This window comes from Streptomyces sp. NPDC001980 (assembly GCF_040296885.1).
Lineage (GTDB): Bacteria > Actinomycetota > Actinomycetes > Streptomycetales > Streptomycetaceae > Streptomyces.
The window spans coordinates 246,764-264,156 of the sequence record NZ_JBEOYD010000006.1 but is presented as its reverse complement, the minus strand read 5'-3'; the positions used below and the strand labels follow the sequence as shown (position 1 = coordinate 264,156).

23 protein-coding genes, 1 tRNA gene and 1 pseudogene are annotated in these 17,393 nt (G+C 71.8%); 16 read left to right on the top strand and 9 right to left on the bottom strand.

What is annotated here, in order from left to right; all coding sequences use genetic code 11:
• Positions 1 to 3: 3 nt before the first annotated feature.
• From ABT137_RS12040 to ABT137_RS12025, 4 genes and pseudogenes are all read right to left on the bottom strand, one after another.
• Positions 4 to 774, bottom strand: coding sequence for an SDR family NAD(P)-dependent oxidoreductase (locus ABT137_RS12040; protein WP_351706402.1), 771 nt, complete (start codon positions 772 to 774; stop codon positions 4 to 6).
• On the bottom strand, positions 771 to 1,277 hold the full coding sequence (locus ABT137_RS12035; RefSeq protein ID WP_351706399.1) for a cupin domain-containing protein: 507 nt from the start codon (positions 1,275 to 1,277) through the stop codon (positions 771 to 773). Before ABT137_RS12035 ends, ABT137_RS12040 begins: the two co-directional genes overlap by 4 nt.
• Positions 1,231 to 1,869 carry a GNAT family N-acetyltransferase gene (locus tag ABT137_RS12030; protein WP_351706396.1) on the bottom strand — a complete coding sequence of 213 codons (639 nt, stop codon included), beginning with the start codon at positions 1,867 to 1,869 and terminating at the stop codon, positions 1,231 to 1,233. The genes ABT137_RS12035 and ABT137_RS12030 overlap by 47 nt, the downstream gene beginning before the upstream one ends.
• Positions 1,862 to 3,974: pseudogene (locus ABT137_RS12025) on the bottom strand (penicillin acylase family protein). Before ABT137_RS12025 ends, ABT137_RS12030 begins: the two are co-directional and overlap by 8 nt.
• 147 nt (positions 3,975 to 4,121) lie before the next feature.
• On the opposite strand from ABT137_RS12025, the gene ABT137_RS12020 reads away from it, so the two are divergent.
• The 4 genes from ABT137_RS12020 to ABT137_RS12005 all read left to right on the top strand — a co-directional run bounded on the left by ABT137_RS12020 (position 4,122) and on the right by ABT137_RS12005 (position 6,361).
• A complete protein-coding gene (locus tag ABT137_RS12020; RefSeq protein WP_351706393.1) occupies positions 4,122 to 4,730 on the top strand; it encodes an HhH-GPD-type base excision DNA repair protein in 609 nt (202 codons plus the stop codon).
• Between the two features lie 141 nt (positions 4,731 to 4,871).
• Entirely contained in the window at positions 4,872 to 5,522 is a 651-nt protein-coding gene (locus ABT137_RS12015; RefSeq protein WP_351706390.1) for an HdeD family acid-resistance protein, read from the top strand.
• 297 nt (positions 5,523 to 5,819) lie between these two features.
• The gene (locus ABT137_RS12010) at positions 5,820 to 6,164 is read left to right on the top strand and encodes a hypothetical protein (RefSeq protein WP_351706388.1); all 345 of its coding nucleotides are present in this window, start codon (positions 5,820 to 5,822) and stop codon (positions 6,162 to 6,164) included.
• Positions 6,165 to 6,232: 68 nt separating this feature from the next.
• Positions 6,233 to 6,361 carry a hypothetical protein gene (locus tag ABT137_RS12005; protein WP_351706385.1) on the top strand — a complete coding sequence of 43 codons (129 nt, stop codon included), beginning with the start codon at positions 6,233 to 6,235 and terminating at the stop codon, positions 6,359 to 6,361.
• Positions 6,362 to 6,402: 41 nt separating this feature from the next.
• On the opposite strand, the gene ABT137_RS12000 is transcribed toward ABT137_RS12005, so the two are convergent.
• Positions 6,403 to 7,950 carry a helicase HerA-like domain-containing protein gene (locus tag ABT137_RS12000; protein WP_351706382.1) on the bottom strand — a complete coding sequence of 516 codons (1,548 nt, stop codon included), beginning with the start codon at positions 7,948 to 7,950 and terminating at the stop codon, positions 6,403 to 6,405.
• A gap of 115 nt (positions 7,951 to 8,065) precedes the next feature.
• On the opposite strand from ABT137_RS12000, the gene ABT137_RS11995 reads away from it, so the two are divergent.
• Together ABT137_RS11995 and ABT137_RS11990 are read left to right on the top strand one after the other, a co-directional pair.
• Positions 8,066 to 8,362: a type II toxin-antitoxin system VapB family antitoxin gene (locus ABT137_RS11995; RefSeq protein WP_003999914.1), complete on the top strand. Its 297-nt coding sequence runs from the start codon at positions 8,066 to 8,068 to the stop codon at positions 8,360 to 8,362.
• Between the two features lie 111 nt (positions 8,363 to 8,473).
• A complete protein-coding gene (locus ABT137_RS11990) occupies positions 8,474 to 9,142 on the top strand; it encodes a LytR C-terminal domain-containing protein (protein ID WP_351706379.1) in 669 nt (222 codons plus the stop codon).
• Between the two features lie 263 nt (positions 9,143 to 9,405).
• On the opposite strand, the gene upp is transcribed toward ABT137_RS11990, so the two are convergent.
• Positions 9,406 to 10,041 (bottom strand): uracil phosphoribosyltransferase, encoded by a 636-nt coding sequence (gene upp / locus ABT137_RS11985; RefSeq protein WP_351706376.1) that lies wholly within the window; start codon positions 10,039 to 10,041, stop codon positions 9,406 to 9,408.
• A 116-nt stretch (positions 10,042 to 10,157) separates the two neighbouring features.
• Here upp and ABT137_RS11980 point away from each other — a divergent pair, with 116 nt between their 5' ends.
• The 4 genes from ABT137_RS11980 to ABT137_RS11965 all read left to right on the top strand — a co-directional run bounded on the left by ABT137_RS11980 (position 10,158) and on the right by ABT137_RS11965 (position 11,984).
• The gene (locus tag ABT137_RS11980; RefSeq protein WP_351706373.1) at positions 10,158 to 10,364 is read left to right on the top strand and encodes a hypothetical protein; all 207 of its coding nucleotides are present in this window, start codon (positions 10,158 to 10,160) and stop codon (positions 10,362 to 10,364) included.
• Between the two features lie 419 nt (positions 10,365 to 10,783).
• Positions 10,784 to 11,311, top strand: a complete 528-nt coding sequence (locus tag ABT137_RS11975) for a tRNA adenosine deaminase-associated protein (RefSeq protein ID WP_351706370.1) — start codon at positions 10,784 to 10,786, stop codon at positions 11,309 to 11,311.
• A 56-nt stretch (positions 11,312 to 11,367) separates the two neighbouring features.
• Positions 11,368 to 11,799 carry a tRNA adenosine(34) deaminase TadA gene (tadA, locus tag ABT137_RS11970; RefSeq protein WP_294006499.1) on the top strand — a complete coding sequence of 144 codons (432 nt, stop codon included), beginning with the start codon at positions 11,368 to 11,370 and terminating at the stop codon, positions 11,797 to 11,799.
• Positions 11,800 to 11,899: 100 nt separating this feature from the next.
• Positions 11,900 to 11,984, top strand: a tRNA-Ser gene (locus tag ABT137_RS11965).
• A 46-nt stretch (positions 11,985 to 12,030) separates the two neighbouring features.
• Here the strand turns inward: ABT137_RS11965 and ABT137_RS11960 are convergent.
• Positions 12,031 to 12,234 carry a PLDc N-terminal domain-containing protein gene (locus ABT137_RS11960; protein WP_351706367.1) on the bottom strand — a complete coding sequence of 68 codons (204 nt, stop codon included), beginning with the start codon at positions 12,232 to 12,234 and terminating at the stop codon, positions 12,031 to 12,033.
• Between the two features lie 233 nt (positions 12,235 to 12,467).
• Between ABT137_RS11960 and ABT137_RS11955 the strand changes: the two genes are divergently transcribed.
• The 4 genes from ABT137_RS11955 (at position 12,468) to ABT137_RS11940 (ending at position 15,297) form a co-directional block, all read left to right on the top strand.
• The gene (locus ABT137_RS11955) at positions 12,468 to 12,644 is read left to right on the top strand and encodes a hypothetical protein (RefSeq protein WP_351706364.1); all 177 of its coding nucleotides are present in this window, start codon (positions 12,468 to 12,470) and stop codon (positions 12,642 to 12,644) included.
• Positions 12,645 to 12,661: 17 nt separating this feature from the next.
• Positions 12,662 to 12,955, top strand: coding sequence for a Dabb family protein (locus tag ABT137_RS11950; protein ID WP_351706361.1), 294 nt, complete (start codon positions 12,662 to 12,664; stop codon positions 12,953 to 12,955).
• A gap of 184 nt (positions 12,956 to 13,139) precedes the next feature.
• The gene (locus tag ABT137_RS11945) at positions 13,140 to 14,042 is read left to right on the top strand and encodes an RNA polymerase sigma factor SigF (RefSeq protein WP_351706656.1); all 903 of its coding nucleotides are present in this window, start codon (positions 13,140 to 13,142) and stop codon (positions 14,040 to 14,042) included.
• Positions 14,043 to 14,370: 328 nt separating this feature from the next.
• Positions 14,371 to 15,297 carry an RNA polymerase sigma factor SigF gene (locus tag ABT137_RS11940; RefSeq protein WP_351706358.1) on the top strand — a complete coding sequence of 309 codons (927 nt, stop codon included), beginning with the start codon at positions 14,371 to 14,373 and terminating at the stop codon, positions 15,295 to 15,297.
• 289 nt (positions 15,298 to 15,586) lie between these two features.
• Here ABT137_RS11940 and ABT137_RS11935 read toward each other — a convergent pair whose 3' ends face one another.
• Positions 15,587 to 15,769 (bottom strand): hypothetical protein, encoded by a 183-nt coding sequence (locus tag ABT137_RS11935; protein ID WP_351706355.1) that lies wholly within the window; start codon positions 15,767 to 15,769, stop codon positions 15,587 to 15,589.
• 172 nt (positions 15,770 to 15,941) lie between these two features.
• On the opposite strand from ABT137_RS11935, the gene ABT137_RS11930 reads away from it, so the two are divergent.
• On the top strand, positions 15,942 to 16,184 hold the full coding sequence (locus ABT137_RS11930; RefSeq protein ID WP_351706353.1) for a hypothetical protein: 243 nt from the start codon (positions 15,942 to 15,944) through the stop codon (positions 16,182 to 16,184).
• A 114-nt stretch (positions 16,185 to 16,298) separates the two neighbouring features.
• Here ABT137_RS11930 and ABT137_RS11925 read toward each other — a convergent pair whose 3' ends face one another.
• Positions 16,299 to 16,502: a hypothetical protein gene (locus ABT137_RS11925; RefSeq protein WP_351706350.1), complete on the bottom strand. Its 204-nt coding sequence runs from the start codon at positions 16,500 to 16,502 to the stop codon at positions 16,299 to 16,301.
• 205 nt (positions 16,503 to 16,707) lie between these two features.
• On the opposite strand from ABT137_RS11925, the gene ABT137_RS11920 reads away from it, so the two are divergent.
• Positions 16,708 to 17,292 (top strand): MarR family winged helix-turn-helix transcriptional regulator, encoded by a 585-nt coding sequence (locus ABT137_RS11920; protein ID WP_351706347.1) that lies wholly within the window; start codon positions 16,708 to 16,710, stop codon positions 17,290 to 17,292.
• Positions 17,293 to 17,393 lie beyond the last annotated feature (101 nt).

Genomic DNA, 17,393 nt, shown 5'->3' with positions numbered 1-17,393 from the left:
CCCCTACCACGTCGGACGCGCCGATACCCCGCCGTCTACCACCAGGTCGTGGCCGGTGATCCAGGACGCGAGCGGCGAGGCCAGGAAGACCACCGCGTTCGCCACGTCCTCCGCGCTCCCCAACCGGCCCGTGGGCACCGCCTCCTGCCACCTCCGCACCCCCTCCGGCCAGGCCTCCGCCAGCCCTTCCCGGTCGATCAGCCCCGGGGAGACGGAGTTGACGCGGATGCCGGAGCGGCCGTACTCCAGGGCCGCCGCCCGCGCGTGCATGACCACCGCCGCCTTCGCCGTGCTGTAGTGGGCGTGGCCGACGGCCGGGTGGGTCGCCTCGATGGAGGCGATGTGGGTGACCGTGCCGCCGCCGGGCTGGTCCCGCATGATCTCGGCGGCGGCCTGGGTGCAGGCGAAGACGCTGGTGAGGTCGGTGTCGACGACCGCGCGCCAGTCGGCCGCGGTCATGCCGGGCAGGGGCTGTACGGGCTGTACGGCCGCGTTGTTGACCAGGGCCGTCAGCCGTCCGCCGCCCCACTCCGCGGCCTCCCGGACGACGCGGTGGCAGGTCTCCTCGTCGCTCAGGTCTCCCTGTACGACCGTCGCCCTGCCGCCGAGCGCCGCGATGCCCGCGGCCGCCTCCCGCGCCGCCCGTACCGCCGTACGGCAGTGCACGGCCACCGCCGCGCCCTCCTCCGCCAGGCGCCGGGCGATGACCCGGCCGATACCGCCGCTCGCGCCCGTGACCAGGGCGGTCTGTCCTGCCAGGAGGTGGTTCGTCATGGACGGCAGAGTTCCGTGATGCGGGCGGCCTCGGACGGGTAACGCGCCGTGAGGTGGGCCGCGTTCCCGTGCTCGTACCCCTCGAAGGTGAATCCGGGGGCCATGGTGCAGCCGAAGAGGGTCCAGGCGCCGGGGGCTGCCACCCGGGCGCCCATCCAGGTGCCGGCCGGGACGGTCAGCTGGATGTGCTGGCCGCCCCGGAGGTCGGGGCCGAGGACGGGGGTGCGGGTGGTGCCGTCGGGGGCGAGGAGCAGGAGGTCCAGCGGGTCGCCCAGGTAGAAGTGCCAGATCTCGTCGGTGGGGAGGCGGTGCAGGGCCGAGTAGTCGTCGGCGGTGAGGAGGACCACGATCGCGGTGCCCTCGGGGCGGCCGTCGGCGCGTGCGGGACCGGCCCAGGTCTCCCGGAAGAGGCCGCCCTCGCGGGGGATCGGCTCCAGACCGTAGTGGGCGATGAGGTCATCGGGGGTCGGCTTCGGGCTCGGAATCGGGCTCGGGGAGGACATTGGGGAAGGCTACCGGTCGGGGGAGAAAAGCCAGTTGAGCGCGCTTTTCGGGCAGGTGCACGTCGGGGAGGCCGACCTCGGGGAGGACGACGGCCGGGCCGAGTTCGAAACCCTGGCGCCGGAAGCGGGCGATCGCCTTCTCGTTGCGGACGTCCGGGTCCACGACGATGCGGTGGCGGTCGGGAGCGCGCAGGACGTACGCCGTGAAGGCGGTCAGCAGGGCCTCCGTCCAACCGGGGCGGGGGCCTTCGGGTCCGGCCGGGGCGAGCAGGACGTGGACGCCGATGTCGCCGGGGCGGACGTCGTAGCACTCGCTCACCCGGTCGGCCTCCGGTTCGTACGTCTGGAGGAGCCCGACCGGGGCGCCGTCCTTCTCGGCGAGGTAGGCGTGGTGGGTGTCGAGGGTCGCCATGTGGGCGTAGATCTCGGCGACCTGGGCGCGGGTGAGGCCGGTCATGCCCCAGAAGACGGCGCGTTCCGCGTCGACCCAGGTGTGGACGACGGCCGCGTCGCGCCCGGGGTCGAGGGGGCGGAGCCGGACGGTGCCGAAGCCGACGAGGGTGTGCTCGAAGACGGGGTGGTGCTCAGCCATCGGTGTCCTCCGTGAGGTCTGCGCGTTCCAGTCGGGCCCAGTCGGTGACGACCGGGGCCAGTTCTCCCCTGAGCCACAGGGGGAGTTGGTCGGTGTGGTGGGGGGCACCGGGGACGCCGTCCGCGCCGAGCGGGACCACCCAGAGACTGTCGTCGCGACGGGCCAGGTCCCAGACGTAGCGGGCGGCCGGGCCGCGCGCGGAGCGGTCGGTGAGGCCGGGGACGGCGGAGGTGCACAGCACGCAGTCGTGGTCGCCGGACAGGGCGGGTCCCTCGTACGACGGCTCGGGCAGCGCCTGCCAGGTGGCGAGGCGGTGGGTGTCGCCCCAGGTGCCGGCGGGCGGGTCGGCCGCGACCTCCTCCACGGCCGCGCGGACGACGGCAGGACGGTCGACGCCGTACAACTCCGCCGCCCTCAGGAGGTGTTCGAGGGCGAAGGCGATTCGGGGGGTGAGCTCCAGCCAGGGGAGCAGGACCTCGGGGTGGGCCGGGGGTTCGGCGAGCGCGGCGAAGGCGGGGTGGGCGGCGAGCTGCCGTACGACGGCGGAGCGTACGGCCGCGTAGGCGGCGGCGTCGGTGCTGTCGGCGTCCATCCGGCGGTCCCAGGCGAGGAGACGGTCACGGAGCTCGCCGGCCTCGGGGGTGAGGTCGTGGAGGGCGGCCAGGTAGTCGAGGAGGGGGGCGGCGGAGGCGAGGTGGGTGTCGGTGTGGATCGCGGGCAGGCCGGCGGCGGACCAGGTGCGGCGCTCGTCGAGGAGGGCGCGGATGCGGTCGGCGCGGTGGGGCGGGGCGAACTCGACGCCGAGGGGGGGCGGCGGGGCCGCGCTGGTTCGCCATCACGGCCACGCCGTCGGTGAGGTCGCCGTACGGCATCTCGTGCCAGCCCTGCCAGTCGTGGCCGGGGAGCCAGGCGGGGGCGAGGCGGGTGCGGTTGGTGTGGGAGCGGACCGGGACGCGGCCGGCGACGCGGTGGAGGAGGCCGCCGTCGGTGTCGGCGGCGTGCACGACGTTGACGGGCTCGGCCCAGGCGTCGAAGGCGCGGTCGACATCGGCGGTGTCGCGGGCGCGGAGGAGCGGGAGGAGGGCGCTGAAGCCGAGGTCTTCGGTGACACGGGGCGGGTACCTGAGCGCCAACGCCTCGGCTTCGCCATCGGCGTATGTTGTCCCACCCGCACCACCTTCCTCCCCCGGCCCCCCGGCGATGACCGGGCCCCGGGGTGTTTCGAGCACCTCGATCCGTACCGGGGGGTTGCCGGAGACCTCGATCGTCTCCGTGTGGCGGTCGGCCGGGGTCCAGGTGCCGTCCGGGGCGAGGGCCTCCACGCCGGTCTCCGTGCGCCGCAGGCGCTCCCGGTAGAGGTCCTGGTAGTCGGCCATCGCGTTGGTGATGGACCAGGCGACCGTGCCCGTGTGGGCGAAGTGGGCGATGCCGGGGACGCCCGGGACCGCCAGGCCGATGACGTCGAACTCCGGGCAGGAGAGGTGGACCTGCTGGTAGACCCCGGGCGCTTCGATGAAGCGGTGCGGGTCACCGGCGAGGAGGGCGTGGCCGGTGGTGGTGCGGGGGCCCGCGAGGAGCCAGCCGTTGCTGCCTGCGGTGGTGGGGCCGTCCGTGGCGAAGAGCGGGATCGCCTCCTCGCCCAGGTGCCGTATCGCCTCCTCGCGCCACAGCTTGGCCGGGAAGCCGGCGAACAGGATGTGGGTGGTCAGCCAGACGCCCAGGGGGTGCCAGGGCTCCCAGGTGCCGGGGGCCAGGCCGGTGCGGGTGAACTCGGGCGTGCGGGCGGCGCCGGCCGGCAGGCCCTCGTTGACGCCGGCCACGTACGCCCGTGCCCACTGAGCCGTCTCCGGGTCCCGTCTCTCCAGCGCCCCGAAGCAGCGTCTCGCCGTGTCCGCCAGGCGGGCCCGGCGGGCGAAGACGTCCCAGGCGACGGCCGGGGCGCCGAGGAAGGACGCCGACGTGCCCTGCGCGCGGTGCCGTTCCACCTCCAGCTGCCAGGCCCGGTCCCGGGCGGTGACCCGGCCCTGCGCGCGGGCGAGTTCGAGGGCGTCGGCCGCCCGCAGATGCGGGATGCCCCAGGCATCGCGGTACGTCTCGATGGTCACCCGGTGACCCCCTTGTCTGAGGTTAGCCTTACCTAAGTCAAATCGCGGAGGAATCGTACGTGAGGGGTGAGAGAGCCGAGGAGGCCGGGGGAGCGCGGGCGGGGCGGCGAGCGCGCGGTGCCGGTCCGGGCGCGGGATCATCGAGCCATGGACGCCAACGCCGACTCCCCCGCCCTGCACCTCGCCCAGGACCCCGAGGCCGACCGACTCCTCAGCCGCAGCAGGCTCGCCGCGCTCACCGGCATGCTGCTCGACCAGCAGGTGCCGATGGAGTGGGCGTTCAAGGGGCCGGCGACCATCGCGCGGCGCATGGGCACGGACGACCTGGACGCGCACGAGATCGCCGCGCAGGACCCGGAGGCGTTCGCCGCGCTGCTCTCCGAGAAGCCGGCCGTGCACCGGTACCCCGGCTCCATGGCCAAGAGAATCCAGCAGCTGTGCCAGTACCTCGTCGAGCACTACGACGGTGACGCCGAGGGCATCTGGCGTGACGTCGACAGCGGGGCGGAGCTGCTCGGACGGCTCCAGGAACTGCCCGGGTTCGGGAAGCAGAAGGCGCAGATCTTCCTGGCGCTGCTGGGCAAACAGCTCGGGGTGACGCCGACGGGGTGGCGGGACGCGGCAGGCGCGTACGGGGAGGCCGCGGCGTACCGGTCGGTGGCCGACATCACCGGACCCGAGTCGTTGGCGAAGGTGCGGGCCCACAAGCAGGAGATGAAGGCGGCGGCGAAGGCCGCGAAGGGCGGGGCCAAGTAGCCGGTGGGTGCCGCGTAGTAGCACTTACGCGTAGGGGCACGCAGGGGCACGTGACGGGCAGGGCGGCCGTGGTTCTCGGGGCGTCATCCGATCAGCCCCTCCCTGCTGGCACGTCCGCCTCCCTCGGTCTCAGCTGGAACCATGACCGAGCCCCCCAGCACCGGCCCCGCCGACGACGACCGGAAGGCGCACGCCACCGGCACCGCTCGGCACGAGCCCGAACCGCCCTTCGAGGGACCGCTGCACGCCCTCTCCCAGGCCGCCTGGCAGATCGTCCTGCTCACCGGGATCGCCTCCCTGATCCTCGGCGTCCTGGTCCTCGTCTGGCCCGGCGCCTCGCTGCTCGCCGCCGGCGTGCTCTTCGGCATCTACCTGCTGATCGCCGGCGTCTTCCAACTGGTCGCCGCGTTCGGCACGCACCGGGCGACCTCGCTGCGCGTGCTGGCCTTCATCAGCGGCGCACTGATGATCATGCTGGGCCTCTTCTGCTTCCGCGGCCCCCTGGAGTCGATCCTGCTGCTCGCCCTGTGGATCGGCATCGGCTGGCTGATCCGCGGGATCACCCAGACCATGGCCGCCGTCTCCGACTCCCGGATGCCCGCGCGGGGCTGGCAGATCTTCCTCGGGATCGTCACGTTCATCGCAGGCATCGTGCTGATCGTCTCGCCGTTCAGGTCGGTCGCGGTGCTCACCCTCGTCGCCGGTATCTGGCTGGTGGTCGTCGGCATCGTCGAGATCGTCACGGCGTTCGGCATCCGCGGCCGCGCCAAGCAGATTCCGCAGGCCCTGTGAACGCCGGCCTCGTCAGCGCGAGCCTCGTGGACGCGGGCCTCGCGTGCGCGGGCCTCATGGGGGCGGGCTTCGTAAGCGGAGCAGGCCTCGCGAGCGGCGCGGGCTTCGCGAGCAGCGCAGGCTTCGTAAGCGGCGCGGGCTACGCGAGCAGCGCGGGCTGCTCGGTGGGCGCAGGCCCCGTCGGCATCACCCCGTCCCCGTCCGCTTCGTCAACCTCGCGCCCCGCAGGTACGCCGAGCGAGCGGATCTCGCGCCCCGCACGATGAACAGCGCCCACTCCGTGGGGAGATGACCGGCATGAGCAGCGGTCCCTCGACCGGACGTCGCCCGCGGTCAGGCCCCGCCTGGCCGCGGGCGCTCGTGCTGCTGCTCGTCCTGCTGCTGGCCGGCGTCCCGACGGCGGCCGAGGCGCTCGCCGCGGCCGCCCCGGCCGTCTCGGCGGAGACCGTCGAGCACGACGTCCTCGACATCCCGCTACGGCCACCCGCCCGCACCGTCCACCGCGCCGACGTACCCCAGCGCCCCGCGCCGCTCCCCGACCCGGCTCCCGCCGGCCCGTCGGACCGCCACCGTCCCCGCCCGACGGCACCGTGTCCGCCGTACGCCACGCCCCTCCTGCGCACCGTGGTCCTGCGCTGCTGACCGACCGGCCTGTCCCGCACTCCCCCAGGTCAGTCCAGCTCAGTCAGCTCTACGCAAGGAACACAGTCATGTCCTCAGACCCGTACGCGGTCCTGCGCGCCCTGCTGCGCGCGGAAGCCGTTCGCAGCACACCGAAGCCGGAGACGAAGACGGCCGAACCGCCACAGCCGCGGCCGCAGGAGCAGAAGCGCGGCTGATCCCGCGGAGCTGAGCCGGGTGCCCCGTGCGGGCGCCCGGCTCACCTGCGTCGGCGGGCCGTGCCGAACAGCGACCGGGTGATCTCACGGCCGAGTTGCGTACCCACCGACCGGGCGAGGGACCTGAACATCCCGCTGCCGACCACCTGTTCGACCAGCGACGGTTCTTCTCTGCGGACTTCGGGGGCCTGCGGCTCGGCCGGCGTCCGCTGCAGCTTCTCGTACGCCGACTCCCGGTCCACAGCCTGTGCATAACGTCCGTGCAGCGCGGACCCGCGCACCGCCGCGTCCAGCTCCGCCGCGTCCACCGGCCCCATCAGCGACTCGGGAGCCCGCAGCCGGGTCGCCGCGACCGGCGTCGGGGCGCCCGTCTCGCCGAGCACGGTCACCACGGCCTCGCCGGTGCCGAGCACGGTGAGCAGTTCCTCCAGGTCGTACGACGACTTCGGGAAGGTCTGCACGGTAGCGCGCAGCGCCTTCTGGTCCTCCGGCGTGAAGGCCCTGAGCGCGTGCTGGACGCGGTTGCCGAGCTGGCCGAGGACGTCGGACGGTACGTCCTTCGGGGTCTGCGTGACGAAGAAGACGCCGACCCCTTTCGAGCGAATGAGGCGCACGGTCTGCGTGATCGAGTCCAGGAAGGCCTTCGAGGCGTCGTCGAACAGCAGGTGCGCCTCGTCGAAGAAGAAGACCAGCCTGGGCCGGTCGGCGTCGCCGATCTCGGGGAGGTCGTGGAAGAGGTCGGCGAGCAGCCACATCAGGAAGGTGGAGAAGAGGAGGGGCTTGTCCTGGACGGTGGGGAGTTCGAGCACCGAGACGATGCCGCGGCCGTCCGGTGCCGTGCGCAGGAGGTCGGCCGTGTCGAACTCCGGCTCGCCGAAGAAGTCCGCCATGCCCTGGGCCTCGAATGCGGTGAGCGAGCGCAGGATCACCCCGGCCGTGGCCGTCGAAAGGCCTCCGATGTCCCTCAGCTCCGCCTTGCCCTCCGCGGAGGTGAGGAAGGCGACCACCGCCCTGAGGTCCTTGAGGTCGATCAGCTCCAGGCCCTTGGTGTCGGCGTAGTGGAAGATCAGGCCGAGGGACTGTTCCTGGGTCCGGTTGAGCTGGAGCACCTTGGCGAGCAGCAGCGGGCCGAAGCTGGTGACCGTCGCGCGGACGGGGATGCCGTGGCCGAGGCCGCCGAGCGCGAGGAACTCGGCGGGGAAGCCGGTCGCCGTCCACTGCTGGCCGACCTCGGCCGCCCTGCCCTCGACCCTGTCGTTCGCCTGCCCGGGCCTGGCGACACCGGACAGGTCGCCCTTGACGTCCGCCAGGAACACCGGGACGCCGTGCGCCGAGAGCTGCTCGGCGATCAGCTGGAGCGTCTTGGTCTTGCCGGTGCCGGTGGCGCCGGCGACCAGGCCGTGGCGGTTGAGCATGGGGAGCGGGATGCGGACCTGCGCGCCGGGAAAGCACCGGCCGTCCCGGAGAACAGCGCCGAGATCCAGCGCCTGACCGGCGAAGGCGTACCCGGCGGCGATCTCGGCGACCACGGGATCGGCGGCGCCCGCGGGGTCCTTGGCGCCCGCTTCGTCGGCGTCACCGGCACTCATCATCGGACCCCCTGTTCCCGTTTAGCCCACTTGATGACCTTTACGGTGTCTTTTCCAGCGTCGCACTCGGTCGCCATGGCTGCGCCCGGAACGTCTGGACCGGTAGGCTTTCCGTGTGATCTTCAAGCGCATCGGAAACGGCCGACCGTACCCCGACCACGGCCGGGAGAGCACCCGGCAGTGGGCGGACGTCGCACCGCGCCCGGTCCGCCTCGATCAGCTCGTGACGACCAAGGGGCAGCTCGACCTGGAGACCCTCCTCGCCGAGGACTCGACGTTCTACGGCGACCTCTTCGCGCACGTCGTGAAGTGGCAGGGCGACCTGTACCTGGAGGACGGGCTGCACCGCGCGGTCCGCGCCGCCCTGCAGCAGCGTCAGGTGCTGCACGCGCGCGTGCTCGAACTCGACTGACACCCGTAGGCCATCGGGCATTTGCCGCCGGTTGGCCCTTTCGGGTTGGACCGTGGACCGTCAGATGATCATCTATTAGTCAACGCCCCCGTGGCGCACTACGCTGCGCTCATGAGCATGCTGACTCCCCCCGGCATGGGCGGCCAGTACCGGATCACAGGGGACAAATACCCTCGCATGCGCCCGCGCCGGCGGCGTGCCCGGCTCGTCCTCTCCGTGGTCGCCTCCGTCACCGCGCTCGGCCTGGTCGGCTGGGGCACCCTGCAGCTCATCGACGTCTTCACGGGCGACGGCGGGACGGCCTCGGCGGCCGGCGCGGCGGGAGACTGCGTCAAGCAGGCCGCCGCCAGCGCGAGCCCCGCGGCCGGCGCGTCCGCCGGTACGACGGCCGCGGTGTTCCCGAAGCCGGCCCAGATCACGGTGAACGTCTACAACGCCACGACCCGCACGGGCCTGGCCAAGGACACCGCGGACGAACTGAAGAAGCGCGGCTTCAAGATCGGCGACGTCGGCAACGCGCCGGCGAAGTTCGACCAGAAGGTCAAGGGCACGGCGATACTGCTCGGCCCGGCCACGGCCCTGAAGACCTCGCTCCCGGTCCTCGCCACCCAGGTGACGGCGGCCGACCAGCGCACGGAGGCAGGCCGCAAGGGCACCGCCGTGGACCTGATCATCGGCAACGCCTTCAAGACCCTGACCCCTCAGGCAACGGCCGCAAAGGCCATCACGGCCCTGTCCGCCCCCAGGCCAACGGCATCGACGTCGAAGAAGACCTGCTGAGAGCAGGTCACCGCCGAACTCCGCCGTCGTGGCTGATCACCCTGGCGGCGGTCAAAGACACGAGACTCCACGGCGTCCCAAAGGGGCGCGGGGAACAGCGCGACCAGCCACGACGAACCCGCAGCCGCCGACGCACCCACACCGCCACGGCGCCCCAAAGGGGCGCGGGGAACTGCGCGACCAGCCACGGCGAACCCGCAGCCGCCGACGCACCCGCACCCCTACGGCGCCCGGGCGAACGCCCCACAGGGACGAACCGTCGGCTACTCGGCCGCCCCGTACAGCCGGTCCCCCGCGTCCCCCAGCCCCGGCACGATGTACCCGTGCTCGTTGAGGTGGTCGTCCACCGCCGCCGTCACGACCGTGACCGGAGTCCCCGCCAGCTCCCGCTCCATGAGCTCGACGCCCTCGGGCGCGGCCAGCAGGACGACCGCCATGACGTCGTCCGCGCCGCGCCTGATGAGCTCGCGGATCGCCGCGACCAGCGTGCCGCCCGTGGCCAGCATCGGGTCCAGGACGTACACCTGGCGCCCGGAGAGGTCCTCCGGCATCCGCGAGGCGTACGTGGACGCCTGCAGCGTCTCCTCGTTGCGGATCATGCCCAGGAAGCCCACCTCGGCGGTCGGCAGCAGCCGGACCATGCCGTCCAGCATGCCGAGCCCGGCCCGCAGGATCGGCACCACCAGCGGGCGCGGACGGGCGAGCTTGACGCCGGTCGTGGCGGACACCGGGGTCTGGATGTCGACGGCCTCGGTCCGCACGTCCCGCGTCGCCTCGTAGGCGAGCAGGGTGACCAGTTCGTCGGCGAGCCGCCGGAACGTCGCGGAGTCGGTGCGCTGGTCGCGCAGCGTGGTGAGCTTGTGGGCGACCAGGGGGTGGTCGACGACGTGGAGACGCATGTCCACAACAGTAACCGCGCCCCCGCACACCTCGCGCAGGCCGGCGCCTCCCCAGCCTGGCATCAAACCCCCCATCCGGGGGAAAGTGGAGGTGTCGGACTGGGGGTGATGCGACCGTGCCCGAGCTTCGTGAGCCGCCCGAACGGCCGGACCGTGCGTACGGCGCGCCCGAGGGTGAGACGGAGGCCGAGCGGCGGCGCCGCCGGGCCCGGTTCCTGCGCGAGCTCGCCGAGGCGCGGGCGCTGCGCGACCGGGTCCAGCCCCGCCGTGCCAAGGCGGCCCGGCTGCGGCACGCGCTGCGCATGCGGACGTTCCGCTGGTAGGAATCGGTAGGCCACAAGACCGGCAGGAGCCCACAAGACCGGCAGGAGTCCGCAGGACTCGCCAAGAGTTGGCAAGACTCGGCAAGAGTCGTAAAGCCGATCCTTCGGCAAAGATCCACTCCTTGTGGCGCGTTGCGGTCCGTCATGGGGAAGGCCGTGCGTGGGCCACGGGAAAACCCGCGTACGATCCGCAGGTGGCGGCAACGAGTGCGCTGGTGACTGCGTTGACGGACGCATGGATGGCTCTTTGCATACGTGCGATCAAAACTGCCAGACACAGGGAGCCGAAGACGTCCCCTGAAGGCCTTGTTTCTGCCACGATTCCGAGTGGGCGGGGCTCGGAGCACAGCTCTCCCCGCCCAGAACCTCCGCCGGGGGGACCCCCAACCGGCACGCCTAAGACCAGTGGGAGAGTCACGGTGTACTTCGCCGCACTGCTCGCGCGCACCGAAGACGGGTGGGAAGCGAGCGACACAGAGCTCGACGATGTGGAGACCCTGTCGGACCTGGCCGACCTGGCCCGGGAATCGGCCTCCGAGGCCGACGACACGGTGCTCGTCTTCATCGAGCAGGAAGACGCGTGGTTCGGCGTCGTGCGCGTCGACGGGGAGGAGGACCCCCGGGTCTTCGTCTCCAACGCAGCCGCCGCCGCCCGCAGCTCGTACGGCGAGCTCCTGCTCACCGACGAACTGCTCGGAAGGGAGCCCAAGGACGAAGACGACGACCTGGACGCCCTCGACCTCGACGGCACCGAGGACGGTGAGCCGGACGCCGAGGAGGACGACGACGCGGACGGTTCCGCCGTGCCGGCCGGCCCGGTCGGCGACGCCGCGATCCTGGACGACCTGGGCGTGAGCGCGAAGGAGCTGCTGACCCTGGACGAGGACGCGCTCGGCGAGATCGCCGAGGCCCTGGGCGCCTCCGACGTCCTGGAGACCGTCCGCTGACCCTCCACGAGGCCCCCGGGTCCCCCGACCCGGTACGTGACCGCTGGCGGGCCGCGATGCGGCTCGCCCTGGACGAGGCCGGCCGGGCCGTACGGGGCGGAGACGTCCCCGTCGGCGCCGTCGTGCTGTCCCCGGACGGTACGACGGTCCTCGCGGCCGGGCACAACGAACGCGAGGCCACCGGCGACCCCACCGCGCACGCCGAGGTCCTCGCCCTGCGCCGGGCCGCCGCGGCGCTGGGGGAGTGGCGGCTCACCGGCTGCACCCTGGTCGTCACGCTGGAACCCTGCACGATGTGCGCCGGCGCCCTGGTCCAGTCCCGGGTGGACCGGGTCGTCTACGGCGCCCGCGACGAGAAGGCCGGCGCCGCGGGATCCCTCTGGGACGTCGTCCGCGACCGGCGCCTGAACCACCGCCCCGAGGTCGTCGAGGGCGTCCTGGCGGACGAATCCGCCCGCCTCCTCACGGACTTCTTCCGCACCCGCTGACACACCCGCCGAGGCACCCGCCGACACACCCGCCGGGGCCTTCCCCGGCCCCCGAATACCGATTTCAGAGCACGGCCCCCCGTGCTGTAAGGTCTCCCTCGGTAGCGTGTCCGAGCGGCCGAAGGAGCTCGCCTCGAAAGCGAGTGTGGCGCAAGTCACCGAGGGTTCAAATCCCTCCGCTACCGCTGTCGAAGGAAGGGCGGCTCCGCATCGGAGCCGCCCTTCCTTCGGTTATCCCAGCGGCTCGGGGCGCTTGCCCGCGTAGTTCCAGACGAGGGCCCCGAAGACCGGGGCGTGGAGCAGGAACAGCAGCCAGAGCCACTTCGGAACGTACCTGACCCGCTCCGCCGGCGTGCGGACACAGTCGAGCAGTGCCGCCACGACGAGCACGATCAGCAGGGTGACGAGCCCGAAGGCCATCGTCGTCATCAACATCCGCGTTCTCCCTCTCGCCCCCGGTCGACCCGGGTTCGCCTCCGTTGCCTCGGCCCTTCATCGGAGCGGCCCCCGCGATCGGTTCACGCGGTCGGCTCCTGCTTGGGAGATTCGGAGATTCGGAGAAAAAAATCCGGCACCCATCGCGCCGTTGGTCATACAAAACGATCGGAGGGTTACACTCGCGCCCGGCAACCGGGGGAACCCGGGGGAAGTGACAGGGGAGAGGCCAGGTGGCGGTGAACGCCAAGAAGATCGCCGTCTACGTACTCGTGATCTTCGCGCTCTATGTGATCATCACGGACCCACCCAAGGCGGCGGACTGGGTCCAGATAGTCTTTCAGGGCATATCGGACGCCGCGAAGGCCGTCGGTGACTTCTTCACCTGGCTGGCCGACGGGGCGAAGTAGACGCACCGGGAGTACTCATGATCCGCCACCTGGTCCTCTTCAAGCTCAACGAGGGCGTCGGGCGCGACGATCCGCGGGCCGTCGCGGGCGCCGAGGCCTTCTTCGCACTGGGCGACCAGATCGAGGAGCTGCGCTTCTGGGAGTGCGGCTGGAACATCACCGACCGCCCCATCGCGCACGACTTCGCGATCAACTCGGCGGTCGAGGACCAGGACGCGCTCAAGCGGTACCTGGAGCACCCGGCCCACCAGGCGGCCGCGGCGCAGTGGCGGGAGTTCGCCACATGGGTGATCGCCGACTACGAGTTCTGAGCCGCACGGCGGCTTCCGGATCCCGAGCCCCTCGCCTGTCAGGCGGGGGGCTTTTCTGCACATCATGCCCCAACTTGCCGGTATTAATACCCAACACGACGTTACCAGGTGCTTGCACACAGTGCACATGTCTTGTGATGCTATGACCGCTTTTGACGGATGATTGACCGATGAAGAGGTGGCGTTGACCGTGTCGGCCAGTTCTGCGCCGCCCCAGGAAGAGGCGCCCGCCCCAGCCCAGACTCCCGCCCAGGCCCTCCCTCAGACCCCCGCCCAGACCCCCGCCGCCCCCGCCCAAGCCGCCGCCCCCGCCCCGGAGAAGCGGCGGGGCGCCGACACCCGGGCGCTGACCCAGGTGCTCTTCGGTCAGCTCAAGGACCTCAAGCCGGGCACGCCGGAGCACAACCGGGTGCGCGCGGCGCTCATCGAGGCGAACCTCCCGCTCGTGCGCTACGCGGCCGCCCGTTTCCGCTCCCGCAACGAGCCGATGGAGGACGTCGTCCAGGTCGGCACCATCGGGCTCATCAACGCTATCGACCGCTTCGACCCGGACCGGGGCGTGCAGTTCCCGACCTTCGCGATGCCGACCGTCGTCGGGGAGATCAAGCGCTACTTCCGGGACAACGTCCGCACCGTGCACGTACCGCGCCGGCTGCACGAGCTGTGGGTCCAGGTCAACAGCGCGACCGAGGACCTGACCACCGCCTTCGGCCGCTCCCCCTCCACCGCCGAGATCGCCGAGCGGCTGCGGATCAGCGAGGAGGAGGTGCTCTCCTGCATCGAGGCCGGCCGGTCGTACCACGCGACCTCCCTGGAGGCCGCGCAGGAGGGCGACGGGCTGCCGGGCCTCCTCGACCGCATCGGCTACGAGGACCCGGCTCTGGACGGCGTGGAACACCGCGACCTGGTCCGCCACCTGCTCGTCCAACTCCCCGAACGGGAGCAGCGGATCCTCCTGCTGCGCTACTACAGCAACCTCACCCAGTCCCAGATCAGCGCGGAGCTCGGCGTCTCCCAGATGCACGTCTCGCGCCTCCTGGCCCGCAGCTTCCAGCGCCTGCGCTCGGCCAACCGCATCGAGGCCTAGGCCCGTCCCGGGGGCCCGTTACCGGTCCGAGATCCACCTTGGGCGACTTGGTGAGACCGTAACCGCAAACAGGATCGAGCCATCACCATCGCGAGCGAATCGCTCACCAGCGCACTTCCCGACAGTTGAGGGTCGAAAAAGCGTCAGACCCCCTTCTTCCAGGGCGGATTCGCGTCTCGCATGTCGACATGTCACTACAGCGTGTTGCCGACATGTGACATTCTGCGGGAAGCGCGTTTGCCGGGGCTCCGGCTCCGGTATTCAGGTGAAGGCATCGTTCCCAGCAGGGAACGCCGCCGCTACCGTCCCGCGACCCAAAGGGGGTGGCATGTCCGCAGACCAGGGCAGCTCGAAGGTGCTCACGCCCACGAAAAGCGAGGCAGCGCCCAAGGAGCTCGACGCCATCGACGTGCTCGACAGCATCGATGGCGCGATCGACGGCGCCCCGGCGCTGGAGGCCCCTCCGGCCCCGGAACTCCCGGTGGTCTCGGAGAGCCTCGACACCCGCACCCTGTCCCGCTCCCTGTTCCTGCGCCTTGCCGCACTCGAAGAGGACAGCCCCGAGCGTGCCTACGTCCGGGACACCCTGATCGAACTCAACCTCCCCCTCGTGCGCTACGCGGCGGCCCGCTTCCGCAGCCGCAACGAGCCGATGGAGGACATCGTCCAGGTCGGCACCATCGGCCTGATCAAGGCGATCGACCGCTTCGACTGCGAACGGGGCGTGGAGTTCCCCACGTTCGCGATGCCGACCGTGGTCGGCGAGATCAAGCGGTTCTTCCGGGACACCTCCTGGTCGGTCCGCGTCCCGCGCCGCCTCCAGGAGCTGCGCCTGGCCCTCACCAAGGCCAGCGACGAGCTCTCCCAGAAGCTGGACCGCTCGCCGACGGTGACGGAGCTGGCGGCCGTCCTGGGCGTCTCCGAGGAGGACGTGGTCGACGGCCTCGCCGTCGGCAACGCGTACACCGCCTCCTCCCTCGACTCCCCGGCCCCCGAGGACGACGGCGGCGAGGGCTCCCTGGCCGACCGCCTCGGCTACGAGGACACGGCTCTGGAGGGCGTCGAGTACCGCGAGTCGCTCAAGCCGCTCCTCGCCAAGCTCCCGCCGCGCGAGCGCCGGATCATCATGCTCCGCTTCTTCGCGAACATGACCCAGTCCCAGATCGGCGAGGAGGTCGGCATCTCCCAGATGCACGTCTCCCGCCTGCTGACCCGCACCCTGGCCCAGCTCCGCGAGGGCCTGATCTCGGACTGAAGTCGCGCCTACGGGTTCCTTACTGACGGAGTGTCAGCCACACTGGCGCGATGCCTCTCCGCCGGACACAGATCCCTGGGACGCAGATCCACAGAACACCGGTCCGCAGAACGCCGATCCGCAGGACACCGAGTGGCCGCGGGGCCGACGCCCCCGCGGCACCGGCGGCCGGCCCCGCGCGTCCACGCGGGGCACCGGGCGGCCGGTGGGGCGCCGTCGCGGCGGCCTCGGCGGTCGCCGCGTGCCTGGCCTCGGCACTCACGGCGTGCGCGGGCGGCGGCAACGGCGGCTATACGGCGGTGGGTGCGGCGGGCGGCGCACCGAGAACGTCGGCACGGCCGACGGGGTCGGTGACGCTGGTCCCGCTGGACGGGGCGAAGGGGGCGGACAGACCGACGGTTCCGGTGCGCGAGCCGACCCCGACCGCCACCACGGCCACCACAGCCGCCACGGCCACCTCGCCGTCCCTCACGACGAGTTCCCCCGGCGCTTCTTCCCGCCGCAACGGCGCTCAGCCGTCGCCAGGCGATCCGGCGACGCCGAACTCCCCGCAACCCGGCGCCTCTTCGGCCTCCCCCTCGCCCGCCGCCCTCGCCTGGAGCACCCCCACCCGCGAGGCCACGGACCAGCGCTGGTGCGAGAAGGTGACCGTCACCTTCGCCAACTCCGGCGGCACGGCGGTCCGTTCCGGCACGGTCACGCTCGGCACGCACATCATCGACCTGCTGGGCATCGACTGGTCGACGGTCACGTCGACGGAGCCCCTGCCGGCCCCGGTCGCACCCGGCTCCCGCATCAGCAGGACCTGGACGGTCTGCGTGGACGACTGGCGGGTGCCGCTCGGCATGCACGTCGAGACCCGGGTCGTGACCGTCGACTGGAGCTGAGCACGACGAAAGCCCGGGGCGCGCGACCCCGGGTTCTCTTCGTCGTACCGCCGGCCCGCCGGTGTGACCGCCGTACCGGCCGTCTCGGCAGCCCTCTTACCTCAGCTGCATGAGCTACATGAGCGCGAGCCAGGCCACCGCCGCCACCACGACCACCACGGCGACGACGCCGAGGATCAGGCCGAGGCGGGGGCCGGAGGAGGAGTAGGTGGTCGACGTCTGCTGAGGAGTCTGCGGGGCCTCGTCGACGAACGCGCGGAACATCTGGGTGTTGCCGGCGGGGTCGTAGTTGCCCTGGGGGCCCTGGGTGTTAGCCATGGCCCGAGACACTAGCGAATCCGGGGGTCCGGCCCAAGTGGGGGGCCTCCTGTGCACCCACCTCGTCCCACCTGCGTGTTTACGTTCGCAATACTTGCCTTTGCCAAGTTTTTATGCCCACCCCCGCCGACTTATTTGCCTGTGGCAACCAAGCAGTTCTATGGTTGCCCCAAGCAACGAATACGGTCGTGAGGAGGTGTGCGGGATGGCGAAGCAGGCGCAGTTCGAGGAGCTGGCGCGTCAGCTCAGCGCCGTCGGAGCCGTGAAGCGGGACCTGGGCCGCATTCTGCCGCCCGAGTGCCCGACCGGCTCGGCCGCGGTACTGACGCTGCTCGGCCGTCACGGCTCCATGCGCATGAGCAAGCTCGCCGAGCTGCTCGCCGTGGACATGTCCGTGACCAGCCGGCACGTGGCGCACGTCGCCGAGCGCGGCTGGATCGAGCGCTCCCCCGACCCGGCGGACAAGCGCTCCCGCATCCTGCACCTCACCCCCGCGGGCGAGGCGACCCTCGTGGACCTGTCCCGGCGCAGCACCCAGCTGCTCGCCGAGCGGCTGGGCGACTGGAGCGACGAGGAGGTCGACCAGCTGATCCGGCTGATGACCCGGCTCCGGGACAGCTTCGGCGACTGCCGGGCCACGGCCCCGCACCCCCGGCCGGCCGTCGGCACGGCGCCCGCCCCGGGCACCCCGAAGGCCACGGCCGAGGCCACGGACAAGGTCACGGTCACCTCCGCCGCCCGCGCCCCCACGCCCGTACTCGAACCGACGACCACCCGTACACCCGCATAAGACGTAAGAAAAGGAAGCCCATGGCAACGACCACACCAGCCGGTGTGCGGGCTCACGCCAAGCACGGGGGAGGCGACTCCGGCAGCAGTGCCGTCGAGCAG